Origin of the sequence: Ferribacterium limneticum (assembly GCF_020510565.1) — a bacterium.
GTDB lineage: Bacteria > Pseudomonadota > Gammaproteobacteria > Burkholderiales > Rhodocyclaceae > Azonexus > Azonexus limneticus_B.
Window position 1 is genome coordinate 2,281,615 of sequence record NZ_CP075189.1, and the last position, 22,386, is coordinate 2,304,000.

The 22,386-nt window shown below is 62.3% G+C and carries 22 protein-coding genes; 6 read left to right on the plus strand and 16 right to left on the minus strand.

Annotation, left to right across the window (positions count from 1 at the left end):
- Nucleotides 1–8 precede the first annotated feature (8 nt).
- Complete coding sequence (thrC, locus tag KI610_RS10950) at nucleotides 9–1,436, plus strand: threonine synthase (protein ID WP_226495010.1); 1,428 nt, start codon at nucleotides 9–11, stop codon at nucleotides 1,434–1,436.
- Nucleotides 1,437–1,486: 50 nt separating this feature from the next.
- On the opposite strand, the gene KI610_RS10955 is transcribed toward thrC, so the two are convergent.
- A complete protein-coding gene (locus KI610_RS10955; protein ID WP_226495011.1) occupies nucleotides 1,487–2,425 on the minus strand; it encodes a GAF domain-containing protein in 939 nt (312 codons plus the stop codon).
- 167 nt (nucleotides 2,426–2,592) lie between these two features.
- On the opposite strand from KI610_RS10955, the gene KI610_RS10960 reads away from it, so the two are divergent.
- The gene (locus KI610_RS10960; protein ID WP_226495012.1) at nucleotides 2,593–3,219 is read left to right on the plus strand and encodes an SAM-dependent methyltransferase; all 627 of its coding nucleotides are present in this window, start codon (nucleotides 2,593–2,595) and stop codon (nucleotides 3,217–3,219) included.
- On the opposite strand, the gene KI610_RS10965 is transcribed toward KI610_RS10960, so the two are convergent.
- The 15 genes from KI610_RS10965 to KI610_RS11035 form a co-directional block, all read right to left on the minus strand.
- Entirely contained in the window at nucleotides 3,214–3,351 is a 138-nt protein-coding gene (locus KI610_RS10965; RefSeq protein WP_162888622.1) for a hypothetical protein, read from the minus strand. The genes KI610_RS10960 and KI610_RS10965 overlap by 6 nt on opposite strands.
- Before the next feature lie 66 nt (nucleotides 3,352–3,417).
- On the minus strand, nucleotides 3,418–4,281 hold the full coding sequence (gene nadC, locus KI610_RS10970; RefSeq protein ID WP_226495013.1) for a carboxylating nicotinate-nucleotide diphosphorylase: 864 nt from the start codon (nucleotides 4,279–4,281) through the stop codon (nucleotides 3,418–3,420).
- Between the two features lie 33 nt (nucleotides 4,282–4,314).
- The gene (locus tag KI610_RS10975; protein ID WP_226495014.1) at nucleotides 4,315–5,811 is read right to left on the minus strand and encodes an NAD(P)H-hydrate dehydratase; all 1,497 of its coding nucleotides are present in this window, start codon (nucleotides 5,809–5,811) and stop codon (nucleotides 4,315–4,317) included.
- Nucleotides 5,808–8,585 (minus strand): ATP-binding protein, encoded by a 2,778-nt coding sequence (locus KI610_RS10980; protein WP_226495015.1) that lies wholly within the window; start codon nucleotides 8,583–8,585, stop codon nucleotides 5,808–5,810. Before KI610_RS10980 ends, KI610_RS10975 begins: the two co-directional genes overlap by 4 nt.
- Nucleotides 8,586–8,619: 34 nt before the next feature.
- Nucleotides 8,620–9,522, minus strand: coding sequence for a histone deacetylase family protein (locus KI610_RS10985; protein ID WP_226495016.1), 903 nt, complete (start codon nucleotides 9,520–9,522; stop codon nucleotides 8,620–8,622).
- Between the two features lie 23 nt (nucleotides 9,523–9,545).
- Nucleotides 9,546–10,403, minus strand: a complete 858-nt coding sequence (locus KI610_RS10990) for a tetratricopeptide repeat protein (RefSeq protein ID WP_226495017.1) — start codon at nucleotides 10,401–10,403, stop codon at nucleotides 9,546–9,548.
- 17 nt (nucleotides 10,404–10,420) lie between these two features.
- Nucleotides 10,421–11,095, minus strand: a complete 675-nt coding sequence (locus KI610_RS10995) for a hypothetical protein (protein WP_226495018.1) — start codon at nucleotides 11,093–11,095, stop codon at nucleotides 10,421–10,423.
- The gene (locus tag KI610_RS11000) at nucleotides 11,092–12,174 is read right to left on the minus strand and encodes a beta-ketoacyl synthase N-terminal-like domain-containing protein (RefSeq protein WP_226495019.1); all 1,083 of its coding nucleotides are present in this window, start codon (nucleotides 12,172–12,174) and stop codon (nucleotides 11,092–11,094) included. Before KI610_RS11000 ends, KI610_RS10995 begins: the two co-directional genes overlap by 4 nt.
- On the minus strand, nucleotides 12,171–12,440 hold the full coding sequence (locus KI610_RS11005; protein ID WP_226495020.1) for an acyl carrier protein: 270 nt from the start codon (nucleotides 12,438–12,440) through the stop codon (nucleotides 12,171–12,173). The genes KI610_RS11000 and KI610_RS11005 overlap by 4 nt, the downstream gene beginning before the upstream one ends.
- Entirely contained in the window at nucleotides 12,437–13,651 is a 1,215-nt protein-coding gene (locus KI610_RS11010; protein ID WP_226495021.1) for an ABC transporter permease, read from the minus strand. The genes KI610_RS11005 and KI610_RS11010 overlap by 4 nt, the downstream gene beginning before the upstream one ends.
- A 6-nt stretch (nucleotides 13,652–13,657) precedes the next feature.
- Nucleotides 13,658–14,569, minus strand: coding sequence for an ABC transporter ATP-binding protein (locus KI610_RS11015; RefSeq protein ID WP_226495022.1), 912 nt, complete (start codon nucleotides 14,567–14,569; stop codon nucleotides 13,658–13,660).
- Entirely contained in the window at nucleotides 14,569–15,564 is a 996-nt protein-coding gene (locus KI610_RS11020; RefSeq protein ID WP_226495023.1) for a BtrH N-terminal domain-containing protein, read from the minus strand. The genes KI610_RS11015 and KI610_RS11020 overlap by 1 nt, the downstream gene beginning before the upstream one ends.
- Nucleotides 15,561–15,956 carry a hypothetical protein gene (locus KI610_RS11025; RefSeq protein ID WP_226495024.1) on the minus strand — a complete coding sequence of 132 codons (396 nt, stop codon included), beginning with the start codon at nucleotides 15,954–15,956 and terminating at the stop codon, nucleotides 15,561–15,563. The genes KI610_RS11020 and KI610_RS11025 overlap by 4 nt, the downstream gene beginning before the upstream one ends.
- A complete protein-coding gene (locus KI610_RS11030; protein ID WP_226495025.1) occupies nucleotides 15,949–17,112 on the minus strand; it encodes a beta-ketoacyl-ACP synthase III in 1,164 nt (387 codons plus the stop codon). The genes KI610_RS11025 and KI610_RS11030 overlap by 8 nt, the downstream gene beginning before the upstream one ends.
- Entirely contained in the window at nucleotides 17,102–18,046 is a 945-nt protein-coding gene (locus tag KI610_RS11035; RefSeq protein ID WP_226495026.1) for a dialkylrecorsinol condensing enzyme, read from the minus strand. Before KI610_RS11035 ends, KI610_RS11030 begins: the two co-directional genes overlap by 11 nt.
- A 159-nt stretch (nucleotides 18,047–18,205) precedes the next feature.
- Here KI610_RS11035 and KI610_RS11040 point away from each other — a divergent pair, with 159 nt between their 5' ends.
- The 4 genes from KI610_RS11040 to ftsB all read left to right on the plus strand — a co-directional run bounded on the left by KI610_RS11040 (nucleotide 18,206) and on the right by ftsB (nucleotide 22,315).
- Nucleotides 18,206–19,846: a CTP synthase gene (locus KI610_RS11040; RefSeq protein WP_226495027.1), complete on the plus strand. Its 1,641-nt coding sequence runs from the start codon at nucleotides 18,206–18,208 to the stop codon at nucleotides 19,844–19,846.
- A complete protein-coding gene (gene kdsA, locus KI610_RS11045; protein ID WP_226495028.1) occupies nucleotides 19,843–20,679 on the plus strand; it encodes a 3-deoxy-8-phosphooctulonate synthase in 837 nt (278 codons plus the stop codon). Before KI610_RS11040 ends, kdsA begins: the two co-directional genes overlap by 4 nt.
- 61 nt (nucleotides 20,680–20,740) lie before the next feature.
- Entirely contained in the window at nucleotides 20,741–22,024 is a 1,284-nt protein-coding gene (eno, locus tag KI610_RS11050) for a phosphopyruvate hydratase (RefSeq protein ID WP_226495029.1), read from the plus strand.
- A 6-nt stretch (nucleotides 22,025–22,030) separates the two neighbouring features.
- Nucleotides 22,031–22,315: a cell division protein FtsB gene (gene ftsB, locus KI610_RS11055; RefSeq protein ID WP_226405391.1), complete on the plus strand. Its 285-nt coding sequence runs from the start codon at nucleotides 22,031–22,033 to the stop codon at nucleotides 22,313–22,315.
- Nucleotides 22,316–22,386 lie beyond the last annotated feature (71 nt).

The window sequence follows — 22,386 nt, forward strand, 5'->3', positions numbered from 1 at the left end:
TTTTCGCCATGCGCTACATTTCGACCCGCGGTCACGCCGCGCCCCAGTCCTTCTGTGACATTCTGCTCGGTGGCCTGGCGCCCGATGGCGGCCTTTATCTGCCGGAAAGCTATCCGCAGATCAGCCGGGCCGAACTGGATGCCTGGCGCAAGCTGTCGTACGCCGATCTGGCCTACGAAATCCTGTCCAAATTCATCACCGACATCCCGGCGGCCGACCTCAAGGCGCTGGTTGCCAAGACCTACACCGCCCAAGTTTATTGCCACACGCGCAACGGTGGCGATGCTGCCCAGATCACGCCGCTGACCAAGCTAGAAGACGGCCTCTACACGCAGGAACTGTCGAACGGCCCGACGCTGGCCTTCAAGGACATGGCCATGCAGTTGCTCGGCAACCTGTTCGAGTACGTGCTCGACAAGCGTAACGAGGCTATCAACATCCTCGGCGCCACCTCCGGCGACACCGGTTCGGCGGCCGAATACGCCATGCGCGGCAAGCACAACGTCAAGGTCTTCATGCTTTCGCCGGATGGCAAGATGAGCGCCTTCCAGCGCGCCCAGATGTACTCGCTGCAGGATGCCAACATCTTCAACATCGCCGTCACCGGCCTGTTCGACGACGCGCAGGACATCGTCAAGGCCGTCTCCAACGACGCCGCCTTCAAGGCCAAACACAAGATCGGCGCGGTCAATTCGATCAACTGGGCCCGTGTTGCGGCGCAGATCGTCTATTACTTCCAGGGCTATTTCCTGGCCACCCAGTCGAACGACGAGCAGGTCGCCTTCGCCGTGCCCTCAGGCAACTTTGGCAACATCTGCGCCGGCCACATCGCTCACCAGATGGGCTTGCCGATCGCCCGCTTGGTGCTGGCGACCAATGAAAACGACGTGCTCGACGAGTTCTTCCGCACCGGCGTCTATCGTCCGCGCACCGCTGCCCAAACCAGCATCACCTCCAGCCCGTCGATGGATATTTCCAAGGCCTCCAACTTCGAACGCTTCGTTTTCGATCTGGTCGGCCGCGATCCGGCTGTCGTCAAGGAATTGTGGGCCAAGGTCGACAAGGGCGAGGCTTTCGACCTGTCTTCCACGGTCAACTGGAAAAACTTGCCAAAATTCAAATTCGTTTCCGGCAAGAGCACGCACATCGACCGCATCAACACCATCCGTTTCGCTCAGGGCCGCTACAACGTGATGCTTGATACGCACACGGCTGATGGCCTGAAGGTGGCGCTGGAACATCGTTTGCCGAACATCCCGATGATCGTCCTCGAAACCGCGCAGCCGGCCAAGTTCGAGGAAACCATCCGCGAGGCGCTGGGCACCGAGCCGGTCCGCCCGGCCGATCTGGCCGGCATTGAAAATCTGCCGCAGCGCGTCGTGGTCATGGCGCCGGATGTCGAGGCGGTCAAACGCTATCTCGTCGAACGCGTCTGATCGCGTTGTATTGACCTCATGAGGGCAGCCGAGGCTGCCCTTTTTCTTGCTCAGAAATACCAGGTCACGGCTGCCTTGAAACGGCCATCCTGAATCACCGGTATGACCACCATCGAGGTCAGGCCGGCTGAAGTGGCGGCACGCGCGGCCGGGCCGGGCTCGAAAACCAGGTTGTCGCGCACCGTCGGGATGCCGTTTTTCCACGATTCGCCAATTGCGCCCTCCCATGGGGCAATGGTCGCATCGCCATGGCATTCGGAAAGATGCGGCATCTGGTCGCAATCGCCGGCCCCGAAACGCAGGCCGCTGCCGTCCTCGTTGGGTACCCAGATTTCAAAGCGTCGGGCGATGGGCGTGCCGAGTGCCGACAGGAAAGTCATCACCAGCGCCTGCTTGCTGTCGAAGGAACAGGGAATGCCGACGCCCTTGCTGATGCCGATCCGGACGTTGCTGTCGTGGCGCAAGGTCCGTTTCGAACTGAGCAGATCCTGCATGATGCACGGCATGCCGCTTTGCCAGACGGTCCCGGGCAGGCCGAAGCCGGGACGGAACTTGGTGTGGCGGGCAGTCCATTCGAAGGTCTCGGCCGTGCCGTAATAGCCGTCGTCCATGCCCATGTCGAAAGAATCCGCTGGCGTGTTGCTCCAGATTTCGATGCCGCCGACGTTGTCGAGGTCGTCGCCGATGAAGAAGACAATGACTGCCTGCAGATAGTCGCCGGCGAAGATGGGCAGGGCGATACCTGCCGTCAGGCCGGCTTTGCTAGCGGCTTCGGTGCGCAGAAAGTAGGAATTGTCGAAACTGTGCAGAATGACCGGTCGCCTTGTCGCCCAGGCCTTGCCGGGCATTCCCTCGCCGTAGGCGAAGGCCATCGTTTGGCTGGCTCCCTTGAACTCGCCCAGTTCGCCATAGAGGCCATCGAAAAACTCAAGGTGAGTGCGCTGTTGGTTGGGCACCCAGATTTCGGTAACCCGGATCAGTGTTTTCATGTTGTCGCAGTCCTGACATTGTTGGTATGAAGACGTTTTGTCCGGTGTCGCCGTTGACCCCTGGAAGGAAGGCTGTTGCACAATAACGAGCTATTGTCAGTGGCCTCGGGCAGCGTTGCCCGATGTGTCACAAGCAATTTTCAAACCGGAATCAAGGATGAAACGCGATGACGACTTTTGATCACGAAGCCTTCTGGTCGGCCCGCTATCGCGGCGTGGGCGACGACTACCTGTTCGGCACCGCGCCCAACAAGTTTCTCGCGTCGCAGGCGGGTAGCTTCGGCGACGGCATGCGCGTGCTCTCGGTCGCTGACGGCGAGGGGCGCAACGCCGTCTGGGTGGCCGAGCAGGGCTGCCAAGTGACCGCGACCGAGATTTCGCCGGTTGCCCTGGAGAAGGCAGCCAAACTGGCCCGTGGCCGGAATGTTGCGGTCGACCTCGTGCAGGCCGATATTTTGAACTGGGACTGGCCGCGGGAAGAATTCGACGCCGTGGTCGGCATCTTCATCCAGTTCGCCACCCCGGCCGAGCGGCCGCGTCAATTGGCCGGGATGAAGCAGGCGGTCAAAGCGGGTGGCTTGCTGTTCCTGCAGGGCTATACCCCAAAACAGCTCGACTTCAAGACGGGCGGGCCGTCAGCCGTAGAAAATCTCTATACCGCGGAGATGTTGCGTGAGATTTTCGCGGACTGGGAAATCGTCTTGCTCCATGAGCATGAGGACACGATTGAGGAAGGCTCGGCGCATATCGGCCGCTCGGCGCTGATCGACCTTGTTGCGCGCAAGCCGCTATAGGTAGATGACCGCCGGAAAGACGGCTACGGCCAGAACCAGCACCAGCCACTCGAGGTTGCGCCGGGCCAGAAAGCCCGTGAAATGCAGTACCAGGATCAAAATGGCGACGACGTAGAACAGCGCAAACAGCATCTGAATTTCCCCTGATTATTTTTTGACTGTCGGACGTCTGATTATGACGACAATCTGTCCGGAATTCTAGCCGACGAAGCGCATTGAGAGATCGAGTGCCTTGACGTCCTTGGTCAGCGCGCCGACCGAAATCCGGTCGACGCCGGTTTCGGCGATGCCGCGAATGGTCTCCAGCGTGACGTTGCCGGAGGCTTCCAGAACGGCACGGCCGGCGTTGATGGCGACAGCCTGACGGAGCAGGTCGTTGGCGAAATTGTCGAGCAGGATCATCGTCGCGCCAGCGCTTAGCGCCTGGTTCAGTTCGTCGAGGTTCTCGACTTCGACCTGTATGAATTTGCAGCGATCGGCTGCGCTGGCCGCCACTTTCTTGGCTGCATCCATCGCCTGGGCAATGCCGCCGGCCGCGTGAATATGGTTTTCCTTGATCAGGATGGCATCCCACAGGGCGAGGCGATGATTGCCGCCGCCGCCGGCGCGAACCGCGTATTTCTGCGCAATGCGCAGGCCGGGCAGGGTTTTGCGGGTATCGACGACCTGTGCCCTGGTGCCAGCGATGGCGTCGGCATAGATGCGCGCCTTGCTGGCGACGGCGGAGAGCAGTTGCAGGAAATTGAGGGCGCTGCGTTCAGCGGTGAGCAGGGCGCGGCCGTTGCCGTCGATTTCGCAAAGCAGTTGATTGGCCGCAATGCGCTCGCCATCGGCGGCATGCCAAGTGACGCGGGCGGTCGGATCAAGGCGGGCGACGCATTCGTCGAACCAGGCCCGGCCGCAGAGTACGCCCGGTTCGCGGCAGATTACCGTGGCTTTGACCTGGCGCTCGCCGGGGACGAGGCTGGCGGTCAAGTCGCCGGCGCCGACATCTTCGGTCAGGGCAGCATCAACATTGCGGGAAATTTCGGCGGCGAGCGGATAGTCGAAGGCGATGGTCATTGCGGGATTCTGAATGCGGTGGAGGGCGCGATTTTACAGCTTGCCGTTGTCGGCAACCCATTCGTTGAAGAGATTGCGCGCGGCGTCGATGACTTCGCCGGCAGTCAGGCCAACGGGCCCGATACCGTTGGCGACGAGGCGATCAGCCGCTGCGCCGTGCAGATGCACGCCGGCCAGCAGCGCCATTTCGGGCGGCCAGTTCTGGGCGAGCAGGGCGACGATCAAGCCGCTCAGCACGTCACCCATGCCGGCCGTGGCCATGCCGGGATTGCCTGTTGAATTTAGCCAAATTTTCCGGTTGACCGTGGCAATCACCGTTCCGCAGCCCTTGAGGGCGACATGGCAGCGATAGCGGCTGGCCAGTTCGCCAGCGGCCTTGATCCGGTCAGTCTGCACATCGCGCACCGAGCAGCCGAGGAGACGGGCCGCTTCAGCCGGGTGCGGGGTCATGATGGCCGGGCCGACGCGGTTGTAGAGATTGCCTTCGAGTCGGCCGTCTTCGGCCAGCAGATTGAGCGCATCGGCATCGAGGACGAGCTGGACGGGGGCTTTGAGCGATTGTTCGAGCAGGCGCAGGGCTTCCGACGAACGACCTAGCCCGGGGCCGCAGGCGAGCGCTTGGAGGTCGGCCTGGAGCAGCGTGTCGGCCCGGCGCATCATCAGTTCCGGTTGGAGCAGATCTACGGTCGGCGCGTCGGCATCAAGCAGCCCGAGATAGACGCGGCCGGCGCCCAGCTTGAGCGCCACACGGCCAGCCAGGAGGGCGGCGCCGACCATCGATTTGCCGCCGCCGAGAATGCCGGCGCTGCCGAAGCTGCCCTTGTGCGTGTTGTTTCGACGTGGTTTGAGGCGGGTGCTGAAGTCAGCCAGGGTGACGATATGGCCATCCGGTTCGATTTCGTCGGCCGGGTTCAGGGCGAGGTCGGCGACGCGAATCTCGCCGCAGCAATCGGGGCCGTCGGCGGTGAGCAGCCCGGGCTTGCCGGCGATGAAAGTGATCGTGTGGCTGGCCTGAATACACGGGGCAAAGCTGGCGCCGGTGTCGGCATTCAATCCGGATGGGCAGTCGAGCGCCAGCAGCGGGCAGTTGTCGCGTTCGGCCAGCCGATTGGCCGTGGTGATCCACTGGGCGTAGCTGCCCTCCGGCGCCCGGGTCAGGCCGATGCCGAACAGGCCGTCGATGATCAAGGACCAGCGGACATCGTCCGGAATCGCTGTAGTGGTGACACCGCCGGCGGCGCTGAAGGCTTGTCGGGCGGCGGACGCATCGGCCGGGAGTTTCACCGCATCGCCGGCGAATACAAGGCGCACGTCGAAGAAGCGTTGGCGCAGCAGGCGCGCCACCTCGAAAGCGTCGCCGCCGTTGTTGCCCGGCCCGGCGAGGATGAGGACGGGATGGTTTCGTTCGCCGGCGAGGCTGATTGCCCAGTCGGCGGCGGCCGCTCCGGCGCGTTGCATGAGCGCCTCATGGGCATGGCGGCTCTCGATCTGGCGCAGGCTCGGCGACTGGTAAAGCGTGTTCGGATTCATGACGGGATTCTAGCGCCGGATGCCTGTCTGGCATGCTTGAGAATCATCGCGAACAGCGCGTCCGGATCGATTGGTTTCGAGATGTGGTCGACCATCCCGGCAGCGAAGCAGGCGTCCCGTTCTTCGGCCAGGGCATGGGCTGTCTGGCCGATGATCGGCAGCTCGGGAGCCAATTGATGGATGGCCCGGGTGGCTTCGAAACCGTTCATGACCGGCATCTGAATATCCATCAGCACGACATCGTAGGCCGGCCCGCCGTGTGTGCGAACGGCGTCAACGGCCTGCTGGCCATCTTCGGCAAAGCTGGCTTCGGCGCCGACCTCGGCAAGGATTTCGCTCATGATCAGGCGGTTGATATCGACGTCTTCGGCGACCAGAATGCGCAGCCCGTTGAGGATTTTGGGCGTCGCCGCGCTGGCCGCGACGGTTTCGGGTGTTGGCGGGCTTTGGCGGCGGACGGGGGTGTAGGGCAGGCGCACCGTGAAGCAGCTACCGACGTCGGGCGTGCTGTCGACGCTGATCGTGCCGCCCATCAGGCGAACGAGGTGATCGGTGATGGCCAGCCCGAGGCCGGAGCCGCCGAAACGCCGGGTCGTCGAATTGTCGCCCTGCTCGAAGGGATTGAAGATATTGCCCATCTGCTCCGGCGAGATGCCGATGCCGGTGTCGGTGATGCGGAAACGCAGGTCGTCGCCGTCAAGGTCGGCTTCGAGGCTGACGCTGCCGTTGCTGGTGAACTTGACGGCGTTGGAGAGCAGATTGAGCAATATCTGGCGCAGGCGCAGGGCGTCGCTGCGACACTCCGCGGGCAGGTTGTCGGCACGTACCAGGCTGAATTCAAGGCCTTTGCCGGTGGCCCGCTCCTGCATCATCTCGACGCTTTCGTCGAGAACGACACGGAGGTCGACCGGCGTGTCCTCGATCTTGAGCATGCCGGCTTCCATCTTCGAAAAATCGAGGATGTCATTGATGATGCCGAGCAGCAGCTTGCCGGAGTGCTGGATCTTGACCAGCGCGTCATGCGCCTTGCTGCCATCTACCGTCGCGCGCAGGCCGATGTGAGTCATGCCGAGGACGCCGTGCAGCGGTGTGCGGATTTCATGGCTCATCTTGGCCAGGAATTCGCTCTTGGCCATGGCCAGCCGGATCGCATCGGCCCGCGCCAGTTCGAGATCGGCCGTGCGTTCTTCGACCAGTTGTTCGAGATGGTCGCGGTAACGGGCGATCTCGGCATCCTTGCGCTGGTGCTCGTCGAGTGCATTGCGCAGTTCGGTCTCCATCGCCTTGATGTCGCTGATGTCGGCCACGAAGCCGCAGAAAATGATGCTGTTGTCCGTGCTCGGCTCGGGGATGGCGCGGATGAGCAGCCATTTGATCTGCCCATCGGGCATGCACAGGCGATACTCGTGCCGCCAGGGCATCAGGTTTTTTGCGGCAGCGTTCAGTGAGTCGATAAAGAGGTGATAGTCGTCCGGATGGACCATCCGGCGCAAACTGTCGGTACTTTCGCGGACCTCCTCAGGCGTGACGCCATAAAGTTCCTTGATCGCATCGCTGGCAAACGGAAAACTGCCGTGGCCATCGGCGTTCAGGCGGTACTGGAAGACGACGCCCGGCACTTCCGAGACGATCTGGCGCAGGCGCTTGTTGGCAGAATGTTCGGCCGCCTTGGCCTCTTCGGCGATGATGACTTCGTGCAAGCCGTTGAAGGCCGTGGTCAATTGCCCGATTTCGTCATTCCGGTGCACCGGCAGCGCCTGGCGCGGCACTTCGCCGCGGCTCATCCGGGTCAGCAACTGCGAGGTTTCGGCCAGCGGCTGGAACTGCCGCCGCAGCCACCACCAGCACAGGATGGCGAGGACGAGCGTCAGGCCGGAGGAGACCATGACCAGGTGTCGCTCGACACTGTCGATCGGCGCGAAGGCTTCGGCTGCGGGCAGGACCGATTGCATGAGCCAGCCGGTCGTCGGTATTTCCTTGCTCGACGACAGTTCGAGGACGCCCCGCGAGCTGCGGGCCAGCCCGGAGCCTTCGTAGCCGTCGATATAACGGTCGTACACCGCATTGACGCCGCGCGGCGGGCCGCTCTTGAGCAAGCGGCGCTTGTCCGAAGCGGTGACGTAGCTGCGCGTCTTGGGCGCAGTGATCAGGAAATCGCCCGTTACGCCGTATTTTGTCGCGCCGATCTGATCGAGGAAGTTCGGCTGGTTCAGGTTGGTGACGCCGACGACGACGCCCACCACCTGTTTTTGCGCGTCATGGATCGGCGCCATGATGGCAAAGATCGGTTGCTGGCTGTGTTCACTGAACAACGGGTCGGTAATGGTTGCCCCGGCACCGCTCAGCACATGCCTGATCCCCGGGTAGTCGAGAAAGTTCACGCCGGTACGGTTGAGTTGGCGCGGAATGCTCGCCACCGCTATCCCCTGGCGATCAACGACGAGTACGCCCCAGTTGAAAATGCTCTCGGGGAGCGGATGGCGTTCAAGCGAGGCCTGGGCTTCCGGCGAGTCGCCCAGCCGGCTGATCCGATAGCCGTCGGCGATGATCTTGATAATCTGCTGCCGTTCGCGAATGGAGCGGTCGAGTTCGTTGGCAATCAGGGCGACTGTCGAGAACTGCTGCCGCGAGATGGTCGTTTCCATGTCGCGGCGCATGGTGTGACCAAGGGAAAAAACGGCACTCCACAGGACGAACAGACCAAGCAGCAGAACGCCGATGGTGATGCGCACCTGCAGTGATCGCAAATCGAACAGTGCGAGCAGTTTCTTCATCGTGTTTTTAGAGTTTCTGTCGTTTTTCGACAGCTTACGGCGTTCGGATGGATTTCGCCAGAAGGATGGTTTGGCGATGAATGCTGACGGTATCGTTTATCTGGCGGGCATAGCCGCCGGCCATGGCAATGGCGACCGGTGCGCGGTGGGCCAGGGCTTTGTTGAAAACCATCCGGTCGCGCTCGGCCAGGCCTTCGAAGCTCAGTCCGAGGCGCCCGAGGCGGTCGTCGTGATAGGGGTCGGCGCCGGCCAGGTAGATGACCAGCTCGGGCCGGGCGAGGTCGAAGGCGGTATCGAGGCCGTGGGCGAGTTGCAGCAGGTAGGCTTCGTCGCTGCAGCCATCGGGCAGTTCGATGTCGAGGTCGCTTTCTTCCTTGTCGAACGGATAGTTGCGGGCACCGTGGATGGAGAAGGTGAAGATGCTGTCGTCGCCTCGCAGGATGCTGGCCGTGCCGTTGCCCTGATGGACGTCGCAATCGACGATCAGGACGCGGTCGACCCGGCCTTCGGCCTGCATGGCGCGGGCGGCGACGGCAGCATCGTTGAAGACGCAGAAGCCTTCGCCGTGGTCGCGAAAGGCGTGGTGCGTGCCGCCGGCCAGGTTGGCGGCAACGCCGTCTTCGAGCGCGGCGCGGCAGGCGCAGATGGTGGCCCCGGCCGAGCGGCGGGAGCGTTCGACCATGCCGGCGCTCCACGGAAAGCCGATTTGCTTTTCGGCCGTTTTTTCAAGTTGACCGTGGGAAACGGCGTCGATGTACTTCTGGTCGTGGGCGCGGGCCAGTTCTTCGTTGGTGGCGGCGTGCGGCAGATGAAAATCGGCCGGGCTGAACTCGCCGCTGGCGAGTAGCGCCTCGCGCAGCCGGGAATATTTTTCCATGGGAAAACGATGCCCGGCCGGCAAAGGCAAAACGAAGACATCGGTGTAGAACAGCCGCACGGCCGATGTCTTCGCGGAAAAGCCTAGTTGAGGGCGGCCGACATCTTGCGGCGGAATTCGCGGATCAGGTCGTCGTACTGGTCGCTGCCGGCCAGGGCTTCGAACAGGGTCAGCAAAGCTTTGCGGCCGGCGCCTTCGTCGAAGGCGCGGTCGCGGGTGACGACTTCGAGGGCGGCTTCCATCGCGGCGCGGAAGTTGCCCTGCGCGGCGTAGGCGCGGGAGAGGTCGAGGCGAACGGCGTGGTCGGCAGGGTTGGCGGCCAGCTTGGCTTCGAGTTCGGCTGTATCGGCGGCACCGGCGGAGAGCGCCAGGCGGGCGCGCAGGGCGTTGGCGCGGTCGGCTTCCTGGGTGTAGTCGCCAGAGAGCAGTTGGCCGGCTTCGTCGTTGCGGCCGAGCTGCATCATGACGTCGACGGCATCAAGCTGGATGGCCTGGTCTTCCGGCTTGGCCTTGCTGGCTTCGACCAGCTTGGCGAGCGCTTCTTCAAGCTTGCCTTCGATGACCAGCGCGGCGGCTTCGGCGCGCAGGTCGCCGCCCGGAGCAGGGGGCAGGGCAAAGCGGTCGAGGAATTCGCGGATTTGGCCTTCGGGCAGGGCACCGTTGAATTCATCGACCAACTGGCCCTGGAACAGGACCTTGACCGATGGAATGCTGCGCACGCCGAAGTGCTGGGAAAGCTCGGGGTTTTCGTCGGCATTGACCATGGCGAGCAGGAAGCGGCCCTTGTATTCCTCTGCCAGCTTTTCGAGCAGGGGCTTGAGCACCTTGCACGGCTCGCACCAGGGCGCCCAGAAATCGACGACCACCGGCACGCTTTCGGCCGGCTGGAGAACCTTGGTTTCGAAATCTTCGATGGAAACGTCAAAAGCAAATTCGGACATGGCGTGGCCTGTTTAAATTAGAGTCGGGTGAATTCTACCGTCAGCTTCATGGCGACGGGAGAATGCAGGGAAAGCGTCGGGCCGTCGTTGCCAGCCAGCCATTCGGCGAGGCGGGCAGGGAAGTCGGGTGTGTCGGGCAGAGATTCGCTTGCTGCGCCTTCCGCTAAATGGAGCTTGGCCGGCGAGTTTTCAAGAGGCGCGCAGCTCAAGGCCAGCCAGTGGCCGCTGGCGACATCGGCCGTGTGGTCGAGTTGGGCGCACAGCACCTGGGCGCAACGGCCTTCGTTGAGCCAGACGATGGCCAGGCTGAGCAGCAGCGACCAGTTGGCCATCCCTTCGCTGTCGAGCGGCAGGTGCATGGCCGTTTGCAGGCCGGGCAGGAAAGTCTGGATCTGGGCGGCGGCGATGGCCGGCTGGGTGGCGAGGAAATCGTAGGGCATGGGCTCGGCGCTGCCAGAGCAGACTTCGTCTAGCAGGGTCAGCGTTTCGAGGCGCGGGCCACTGGTTGATTGCCAGAGCAGGGTGGTCGGCAGTGCGCGGCGCTCGGCAGGCAGGCAGGCCAGGGCGCCGACGAGCGCCAGCTGGGTCAGTGGTGCGGCACGGCGCAGCGGTTTGCCCAGCGCGGCGCGGACGGCGGCGGGAAGGTCGGCCGGGGCGAAGCTTTGGCTGAGGACGGTGGTCAGGCTGATCATCCGTGGCGCTCCACGATCAGGCTGGCCAGCCCGCCGCCAAAGCCGATCAGGTTGAGCAGGGCGCGTTCGATGTGTTCGGTGCTGCGCTCGACCATCGGGAACAGGGCGATTTCCGGATCGACCTTGGAAAAGCCGGCGGTGGCGGGGATCTTGTCGGCATTGAGGCAGGCGAGCAGGGCGGCGAGTTCGGCCAGGCCGCTGGCGCCCAGCGTGTGGCCAAGGCCGGGTTTAAGCGAGAAGAGCGGCGGCATGTTTTGACCAAAGACGCTGCGCAGGGCGTTGGCTTCAGCCAGATCGGTACCCGGCGAGCCGGCGGCCTGGAGCTTTATTAGCTCGATGTCGGCGGCTTTCAATTTTGCGTCATTTAGACAGTCGACCGTGACATCGGCAATCCGCGAGCCATCCGGATTGGGGCCAGTGGTCGAAAAACCGTCGAGGCCGGTACGCAGCCCGGCGATGCGCCAGGTGGCGGGATTGGTGCTGAGGTGCACGGCGGCGACTGCCTCGCCAAGGACCAGGCCATCGCGCCGGGCGTCGAAGGGGCGGCCTGCTGTGCGCGAGAGCAATTCCATGGCGGCGAAACCGGCCAGCGTGCTGTCGTTGGCGAGTTCGACGCCGAGAACGATGGCGTCGTCGATGAGGCCGGCGGCGATCAGGCTGCTGGCGGCATCGAGGGCTGAGAAGCCGGAGGTGCAGGCGTTCGAGAAGCTGGTGCGGGGGCCGGTCAGGCCCAGCCATTCGGCGATTTGTCGGCTGAATGCGGCGTTGGCGACGGGCAGGTCGAAAGGCGCACCGAGCTGTTCGAAATGGCCGATCTGGAAGGATGACGAGGCGATCAACAGCGGCGTTTCGGGTGGCAAGGGGCCAAGCTGGCCGGCGACCTGATGGAGCGCTTGTTCGGCGCGGATCAGCCAGTCAGTTTCTTCGAGCGGCAGCCCAAAATAGGGGAAAGCCCGCTCGCCCAGTTTTCGTTGACCGGCGCTGCATTCGCCATTCCACAAGGCGCTGGCGACGACGGCCGGCGAATTGCCACGAGCGCAAAGCAGGGCGGTTTTATTGATGAAGACCGGACGCGTCATGCGCGGCTGGCCAGCCAGGCGTCGAGATGTTCGGCCATGTTGGCGATGCTGGACAGGACGCGGCGGGTTTCCTTGCTGTCGGGCAGGCGCAGGCCGTAGGTTTTCTTGATCGCCATCGAGACCTGCAGGGCGTCGAGCGAATCGAGCTGGAGCGGCGCTTCCGGCCCGAAGAGAATTTCGTCGTCGGTGATGCTGGCCGGATCGCAATCCTTGTCGCAGGCTTCGACGATCAGGGCTTTGAGGGCGAGGCGGAGGTCGGTAGTCATGCTGCTTGGCGGCGGTTGAGCCAGGTCGCGGCGGCGAGGGCCAGGGCCGCGCAGGCAAGGAGTTTGACGAGGTCGGGCAGGATGGCGGCAAAGTCGCCGTGGCGCAGCATGACGGTGTGGAAGCCGTTGAGCGCCCAGGCCATCGGCGACCATTCGGCGAGAGTCTGCATGGCGCCCGGCATCATGAATTTGGGGACCATGATGCCGCCGATGGCGGCCATCAGGATGTTGCCGACGCCGCCGATGATCGTCGATTGCTGCGTCGTCTGGGCCAGGCTGGCGACGAGCAGGGCGCAGGCGACGGCGGCCAGGCTGACAGCGGCGGCGACCAGCCAGCAATGGAACAGCCCGGCGCCGGTGGGCATGACAAGCGCCTCACCACCAAAAAGCGGGACGCCCCAGATGCCGACGGCGACCATCAGGACGGCCTGAATTTGATTGACGACGAAGAAGGGCAGCAACTTGCCGAGCAGGACAAGGCGGAAAGGCAGGCCCATGGCGGCCAGGCGCTGGAGCGTGCCTTGCTGGCGTTCGGTGATCAGGATGGCGGAAATCGGGATGACGACGAAGAACATGGCGAATACCAGCCAGGCCGGCACGTTTTGCTGCACCGACGAGGGCGGACGGATGCTGCGGTCGTTCTGCACGGCGGTGCTGACGATTTCGTCGGGCCAGTCGCGTTCGGTTGGCCGGGCGGCCGTCGGCAGGCCGAACAGCTTGCCGGCGCTGTGCGTCAGTTCGTCGGCCCGCAGCATGCCGAGCGCGGCGCTGGTCTGGTTGCGGAAGGCGAGTTGCAGCGCCGGGTTCAGCGTCGGGTCGACCATCAGGCTCAGTGACTCGGTGGCCTGGCCGTCGGCCCCGGCCGGGGTCAGCAGGCGTTCGCCGAAGCCCTTGGGCAGGACCAGTGCCAGCGCGTAGCGGCCGGCGCGGATGTCGGCCCGGGCGGCGTCGGTCGTTGCCGGATCGGCGACGCGACGGAAGCTGCCGGTCTTGTCCAGGCGGCGGGCCAGCGATTGCGAATGGGGGCTGCCATCGAGGTCGACGATGGCGTAGGCCACGTCGATGGCCGCGCCGGGCATGAAGGCATCGTGCAGCGCCATGGTCATGACCAGGATGAAGATGATGGGCATGACGAAAAGGGCGGCCAGCCCGTGCCGGTCGCGCAGCAAGGCCAGGGTTTCCTTGGTCCATAGGGCAAGCAGGCGGGTCATGTTCGGCTAGTCCCGAAGTGAGCGCCGGGTCAGGCGCATGAAAAGCTGTTCGAGGTTTTGCCGTCCGACGTGCAACTGGCGCACGGTGCAGCCGGCTTCGGCCAGTTCGTCGAGCAAACGGGCGACTTCCACGGTCGACCGGAAAAAAAGGCCAAATTTGAAATGGCCGAGATCGGTTGCCGAGTAGCGTTCGGCCAGGGCGGGCGGCAGCGGCTGGTCGAGTTCGATTTCGGCGCTGCTGTCGGCCGTGGCCAGCAGGTCGTCGAGCGTGCCTTCGCTCAGGACGCGGCCTTGGTCGAGGATGGCGACACGCTGGCAGATGGCCTCGACTTCTTCCATGTAGTGGCTGGTGTAGAGAACCGTCGTGCCGCTGGCGGGCAGGGCGGCGATGGATTCGAGCAAGAAGCTGCGTGACTGCGGGTCGACGCCGACGGTGGGCTCGTCGAGCAGCAGCAATTGCGGCCGGCCGAGCAGGCCGATGGCCAGGTTGAGGCGCCGGCGCAGGCCGCCGGAGAGTTGTTCGGCGCGTTTGCCGGTGACCTGTTCGAGCCGGGCGAAGGCGATGGCGGTGTCGGTTTGCTGCCGGCGTTCGCCGTGCGCCAGGCCAAGCGCGCCGGCGAAGAAGGTCAGATTTTCGGCCACCGTCAGCATCGGGTAGAAGGCGTAATCCTGCGGTACCAGTGCGATGGCGCGCGGGTTGGCGGCACGGGCTTCGGCTAGCGGCTGGCCATTGAGCGAAATGCGGCCATCGGCTACGGTCAACAACCCGGCGAGCAGCGAAATGAGTGTCGTCTTGCCGGCGCCGTTCGGGCCGAGCAGGCCATAAACGCCGCCAGCCGGGATGTTGAGCGATACGTCCTGCAACGCCGGGGCGGCGGCATCGCGATAGCGGTAGGAAACGCCATCGACCTTGAGCATCAGGCGGCGCGGCGCAGATCGCGGAAGAAGGTCTGCTCGCGGTCGGCGATGGCACGCAGCTTGTCGGCCAGCTTGGCCGGATTGAGCGGCTCGCGGTCGCGGATCATGCGAGCCGTTGATAGCGCGAATTCGCGCCATTCGTCGCCGATGTCGACGAGCGATTCGGACAGTTCGTTGAGCGCCGGGCGGGCGAGGCGTTCAGATGCTTCTTGCAGGAAGGCGGCATAAATGAAGCGAAAACCGCCGCCGCCCGTACCGATTTCTTCCTGCATGCGGACGACTTGGCCGATGAACATCTTGGCCGCAGCCGGGTTACCGGCTGCATCGAGGCGCTGAATGGCATTGGCCAGCCGGCGGATGCCGCGAACGCCGATGATCGGGATTGGCGAATCGAGCAGTATGCGCGTCGTTTTCTTGATAGCCTTGGGCAGGACTTTCGCCCAGTCCGGCTCGGACGGTTTGCCTTCCGGGTAGTAAAGCAGCCCCTTCGGTGCCAGCACGCCCTTGGCGAAACGGGCGCGGCGCAGGTCGGCCGGGGCACAGGTCACCGTCGTTTCGACCACCGGATCGGACAATAGATAATCGCCGCTCGCCGCATCGCGGCCATAGGCCAGCACATTGTGGGCATTGAAGTGAAAGCGCAGGTCTTCCGGCATGTAGGGCAGCCAGAACACCGAGGTCTGCATCCCGACGAGTTGGCCGGCATCAAGCAGTTCGTTGAGGCGCTGTTCGCCGGCTTCCGGGCTGCGGAAGGTTTCGAAACGCATCTTTAGGCCAAGCGGCTTCTGCAGGCCCTTGATGATGAATTTCGGCGGCATCCGGTAAGCAACCAGCGGCAGGCCGTTGATCTTGATGATCGGCAGATAGGCGAAGGAGAGTGCCGATGACAGGCCGAAGGCCATCGCCTCCGAGATCGGCAGGCCGAGATGGCGCAGCATCGACGACATGACGCCGCTTTCGCAATGGGAAGCGTGGCTGTGCTGGAATTCCATCATTCGGCCTTTTTGAGTTGCTCGACCGTCAGGCCCATGGCATCGCCATAGCGCTGGAGCAGTCCGGCCGACAGGCCCTGAAAAATATCCGGCCGAAAATGACGGCGGATGCGCCACTGCCACAGGCCAGTGACTTGCGACAGCAACGGCACGTCCATGCGCGCCTTGTGCATGTGGTATTCGAGCGCCGAAGTCTGGCCGGCGATGACGCGCTGGCGGGCATCTTCGGCCAGTCGGTTGAGATCCTCAACGGCTTGCCGGGTGACGATTTCCTCGACCTCCCAGCCGGCCGACTGGACGATGTGCAGCTTGCCGTCGGCGCCGCGCGCATACATTGCCTTGCGCTGGCCGCCCAGCGTGCTGTTGCCTTCCTGCGGGACTTCGCTATCAAGCATGATCGACGGCCGTCAGGTGCATCAGCGAGCCGGTGAAACGGCCACTTTCCGGGATGAAACAAAGCAGGCGGTCGCCATGTTTGAGGCGGCCGCTTTTGAGCAGTTCATCGATCATGATGTAGATCGAAGCCGAACCGGTGTTGCCCTTCGTTTGCAGATTGGTGAACCATTTTTCCTGGGCAATCGGGAAGCCGACCACGGTCATGCAGTCGGCCATCGGCTGGCGAAAATACTCGGAGGACATGTGCGGCAGGAACCAGTCGATATCGTCCGGTTTTACATCGCGCGTGCGCTGCATTTTTTCCAGCGACTTGCCGATGGTCTGGTAGGTCACCTCGGCATTGAGCAATCGGACATCCTGCTTGACCGAGAAAATGGACAGCGTCGCGCGCTGTTCCTGAGAGTAGTGCTGCCAGCCCTGCAGCGAACCGTCGCCGAGCTTCTCGCCGCCGGCATACATGCAGACTTCCATCGTATTGGCCTGCGACAGGATGTCGATCCAGTCGATGCGCAGCGACAATCCGTCAGGGCGCGGCTGATCCTGGAGCAGAAAGGCGCCGGCGCCGTCGGACAGCATCCAGCGCAGGAAATCCTTCTCGAAAGCGATTTCCGGATTGGTTTCCAGTTCGGCCACCCGGTGTTCGGATTCGGCGGCGAAATTGCGGGCATGCAGGATGCTGGAGGAAAGTTCGGAGGCGGTCGCCACCGCGTTGCGGGCCAGACCGGAAAGGACGCTCATGTAGGCATACTTGAGCGCCGTGATGCCGGCCACGCAGATGGCGGCGGTCGACACCACTTCGCAGGCCGGAATGCCCAGTTCGCCATGCACCATGACGCCGTGGTTGGGCATGATCTGATCCGGAATGGTCGTGCCGCTGACCAGGCAATCGATATCGTCGGGGGAAAAACGTTCGCAGGCCAGGCCGCGCACGGCTTCGGCCGTCAACTGGGCATTGGTGTGGGTCGGGGCACCGGTTGCTGGATCAATGGCGTAATGGCGCTGGCGGATACCGTTGTTACGCAGCACGATGCGCCGGGCGCGCGACGGCTTGCCGGCGATCATGCCCAGCACTTTTTCGATGTCGTCGTTGCCGACCGGCGCATTGGGCAGGAAGGCCGACGTGCCGTTGATATAAACCTTGCCGCTAGGGTGCATATTTTTCTAAGTTGAATTCCTGCGAGCCGGAAGGTTGCTCCAGTTCGGCCTTGAGCCGCTCAAGCTTGGGTCTGAGCAGCGGGGAAAATAGCCATTGTAACAACAGGCTTATTGGAACGACGGTGACGATCAGCGTAATCAGATAAAGGACAAACAATAAAAGAGCAGGGCGCCGCCGCCATTGGCCGCGTTTGCCGAATGCCCTGACGAGTTTTGACCAGACGCCGAAAGCCCGCCGGCCGGCACGTTCGCTGATCGCCAGGCGCGGATTGACGGTGACTGCACGCAGGCCAGCCAGCATCGGTCTGCCGGTTTTTTCCTGGTCATTATTCAGCCCGTCGGCCAGGGCCAGCCCGAAGCGGGCCGCCTGACGTATTTCTTCCGGCGATACGCCGGCCGGTGGCAAGCCAAGAAAGCTGTCCTTCTTGCCCGTCCACACCCAGCGCGGCGTGGTGATGAAGGTGGCCAGCGGATGGCCCTGGTCGGTAAAGGCCATGTGGTCGATCAGGCGGCCGCCGGCATCGGCAATCAACTGCTTTATTGTTTCCTGAGCCGACAGCCACATGTTGCGGCAGGCGACCAGCGTGATGACTGGTTTGCCACAGATCAGCTGCCGGCCTTCGGCGCTTTGCAGGAAGGCCGTCATCGGCAGCGCAGGGGAGAGATACCAGACCTGGTAGGTCAGGATTACCAGATCGAACGGTGTATCGGCGGCGATGCCCAGCGGGCGCAACGGTGGTGCATCAAGCTGCACGCACTCGGGGAAAGCATCGAAAAAATCGACGATTGGCCACGGAAATGGAAAGGGCGTTTCCGGCATCAGTGTTTCGAGGTGCACGTCGTGACCGGCTGCCCGCAAGGGGGCGATGACTCGCTCGGTAATGTCCGAAAGCTGTCCGGTTTGGGAGTAGTTGACGACGAGAACGCGTTTCAAGAGGCATCCGCTAAGCTGGCTAACCCGTAATTCTAGCAAATCGGCTTGCTCTTACAGAGATCGGGCGTTATTCCATCCGCAAGGGCGAATTTGGTCGACACGCTTGGGGTTTTTGGCCCTTATCGGCTATGATTCTGCTTTCCCGCAGCCTGTCTTTCCATGACCAAATTTGTTTTCGTTACGGGTGGTGTCGTGTCCTCATTGGGCAAAGGCATCGCCGCCGCGTCGCTCGGGGCCATTCTGGAATCCCGCGGCATCAAAGTTACCCACCTCAAGCTTGACCCCTACATCAACGTCGACCCCGGCACGATGAGTCCTTTCCAACACGGAGAGGTTTTCGTCACCGAAGACGGCGCCGAGACCGATCTCGATCTCGGGCATTACGAGCGCTTCACGAGCGCCAAAATGGGCAAGCGCAACAACTTCACGACCGGCCAGATCTACGACACGGTGCTCAAGAAAGAGCGTCGCGGCGAGTATCTCGGCAAGACCGTACAGGTGATTCCGCACATCACCGACGAGATCAAGAACAAGATCAAGGCCGGTGCCGAAGGTGCCGAAGTGGCCATCGTAGAAGTCGGCGGTACGGTCGGCGACATCGAGTCGCTGCCCTTCCTCGAGGCCATTCGCCAGATCGGTTTTGAAGAAGGCCGTAACAACGTCTGCTACATGCACCTGACGCTGCTGCCCTACATCCCGACTGCCGGCGAACTGAAGACCAAGCCGACCCAGCACTCCGTCAAGGAGTTGCGCGAAATCGGTATCCAGCCGGACATCCTGCTCTGCCGTGCCGACCGTTCGATTCCGGTCGAAGAGCGGCGCAAGATCGCGTTGTTCTGTAACGTCATGCCGGAAGCGGTCATCGAGTGTCTCGATGCCGATTCGATCTACAAGATCCCGGGCATGCTGCATGACCAGATGCTTGACGAAATTGTCTGCCACAAGCTGAATATTCTGGCCAAGGCCGCCGATCTGACGGTCTGGCGCAACCTGATCGTGGCGCTGGAGCATCCGCAGCACGAAGTGACGGTGGCTTTCGTCGGCAAGTATGTCGACCTGACCGAGTCCTACAAGTCGCTGATCGAGGCGATCAAGCACGCCGGTATCCATACGCGCAGCCAGGTCAATATTGTTTATCTCGACTCCGAAGATCTCGAAAAGAACGGTGTCGGCGTCCTCAAAGGCATCGATGCCATTCTTGTGCCGGGCGGTTTTGGCCGTCGTGGCACAGAAGGCAAGATTGCTGCCATTCGCTATGCCCGTGAAAACAAGGTGCCTTACCTCGGTATCTGTCTCGGCATGCAGCTCGCTGTCGTCGAATTCGCCCGCGATGTGGCCGGCATGGCCGAAGCGCACTCCACGGAATTCGTGCAGGACACGCCTTATCCGGTCATTGGCCTGATTACCGAATGGCTCGACGCCTCCGGCAAGGTCGAAAAGCGTAGCGAAGACTCCGACATCGGCGGCACGATGCGCCTTGGCGGTCAGGTCTGCAAGCTGGCCGAAGGCTCGCTGGCGCGCACTATTTACGGTGCTCCGGAGATTACCGAACGTCACCGCCACCGTTATGAAGTCAATAACACCTTGCTGGCGCAACTGGAAGCCAAGGGCTTGGTCGTCGCTGGCCGTGCGCCCGGTACCGATCTGTGCGAAATGGTCGAATTGCCGGCTGACGTCCATCCGTGGTTCGTCGGTTGTCAGTTCCACCCGGAATTCACCTCCAACCCGCGTCAGGGCCATCCGCTCTTTACGTCGTTCGTAAAGGCTGCGCTGGCCAATCAAAAGGTCAAGGCTAAATGAAACTCTGTGGTTTCGAGGCTGGTCTTGACCAGCCTTTTTTCCTGATAGCCGGCCCGTGTACTGCCGAATCCGAGCAACTCTGTCTGGATGTTGCCGGCCACATGAAGGAAGTCTGCGGTCGACTGGGAATTCCGTACATTTTCAAAGCCTCCTACGACAAGGCCAACCGCAGCTCCGGCAAATCGGTGCGCGGCCTGGGTCTTGAAGAAGGTCTGCGCATCTTTTCGGAAGTGCAGCGCCAGATTGGCGTGCCGGTTTTGACCGACGTACATACCATTGAAGACATTCCGGCTGTTGCCAGCGTTGTCGATGTCCTGCAAACGCCAGCTTTCCTCTGCCGCCAGACCGATTTCATCCATGCTGTCGCAACCTGCGGCAAGCCGGTGAATATCAAGAAGGGCCAGTTCCTTGCGCCGGGCGATATGAAGAATGTCGTCGACAAGGCACACGAAGTGAATAACGGCGCCGACAACATCATGGTCTGCGAGCGTGGCGCTTCTTTTGGCTACAACAATCTCGTTTCCGACATGCGCAGCCTGGCCATCATGCGCGAAACCGGTTGCCCGGTCGTTTTCGATGCGACCCATTCGGTGCAGTTGCCGGGCGGGCAGGGTACGACGTCGGGTGGTCAGCGCGAATTCGTCCCGGTGCTGGCTCGGGCCGCAGTTGCCGTCGGTATCTCCGGCCTGTTCATGGAAACCCATCCGTGCCCGGAAAAAGCCTGGTCGGATGGTCCGAACAGCTGGCCGTTGGATCGCATGGAAAGTCTGCTGGCGACGTTGGTTGCACTGGATAAGGCTGTCAAATCGGCTGGCTTCGAAGAACTGAAGTAAATCGCCTGTTAATTATTTAGTTTGAGTTTTTAATTTAACCTTCTGATAATAAGGAAGAAGTATGAGTTCAATCGTTGATGTTGTAGCCCGTGAAATTCTCGATTCCCGTGGTAACCCCACGGTTGAAGCTGACGTTCTGCTTGAGTCCGGCGTCATGGGCCGCGCTGCAGTTCCGTCTGGCGCCTCTACCGGTTCCCGCGAAGCCATCGAGCTGCGCGATGGCGACAAGGGGCGCTATCTTGGTAAGGGCGTGCTGCAGGCCGTCGAGAACATCAATACCGAAATTTCCGAGGCCATCATCGGCCTGGACGCTCAGGAGCAGGCTTTCATCGATCAGACCATGATCGATCTCGACGGCACCGACAACAAGTCGCGTCTTGGCGCCAATGCTATCCTGGCTGTCTCCATGGCCGTTGCCAAGGCTGCAGCCGAAGAGTCCGGTCTGCCGCTCTACCGTTATTTTGGCGGCATGAGCCCGATGCAGATGCCGGTGCCGATGATGAACATCATCAACGGTGGCGAGCACGCCAACAACAGTCTGGACATTCAGGAATTCATGGTGATGCCGGTTGGCGCAGCCAATATCCGCGAAGCCATCCGCTGTGGCGCCGAAATCTTCCACGCGCTGAAGAAGCTGCTCAACAAGGCCGGTCATTCCACCGCCGTCGGTGACGAAGGCGGTTTCGCCCCGAATCTGGGCAGCCATGCCGAAGCGTTGCAAATCATCATGCAGGCAATCGAGCTGGCCGGCTACGTGCCGGGCAAGGATGTCCTGCTGGCGCTCGACTGTGCCGCTTCCGAGTTCTACAAGGACGGCAAGTACAAGCTGGCTGGTGAAGGTCTTGAGCTGACTTCGGCTCAGTTTGTCGATTACCTGGCCAATCTGGCTGACCAGTTCCCGATCGTCTCCATCGAAGACGGCATGTCCGAAGCCGACTGGGACGGCTGGAAGCTGCTGACCGATCGCCTTGGGAAGAACGTGCAGATCGTTGGCGACGACGTGTTCGTGACCAACACCAAGATTTTCAAGGAAGGCATCAAGAAGGGCATCGGCAATTCGATCCTGATCAAGATCAACCAGATCGGTACCCTGTCCGAAACCTTCGCCGCTGTCGAAATGGCCAAGCGCGCCGGTTACACCGCCGTGATTTCGCATCGCTCGGGTGAGACCGAAGACAGCACCATTGCCGACATCGCCGTTGGCCTCAATGCCGGCCAGATCAAGACCGGTTCGCTGTCCCGTTCCGACCGTATCGCCAAGTACAACCAGCTCATCCGCATCGAGGAAGATCTGGGCGATACCGCTTCCTACCCGGGCCGCGAAACCTTCTATAACCTGCGCTAATCACTCATGCGCTGGCTGACGGTCGGCCTTCTCGCAGCCATCGGCCTGCTCCAGTTCCCACTGTGGGTGGGCAAGGGGGGCTGGCTGAAAGTCTGGGAATACGACCGTCAATTGCAGCAGCAGAAGGAAGTGACCAAGAAGCTGGAAATCAGGAACGCGGGCCTCGACGCCGAGGTCCGCGATCTGAAGCAGGGTTACGACGCCATCGAGGAACGCGCCCGCTTCGAGCTGGGCATGGTTCGGCAGGACGAAACCTTCGTGCAGATTCCGGAAAAGGTTCCCGGAAAATAAGCGAAATAAAGGCGTCGACCGCAGTAGTCACCAGCATTTGCCTCCGTTAGAATCGTTCTCAGCAGTGCCCC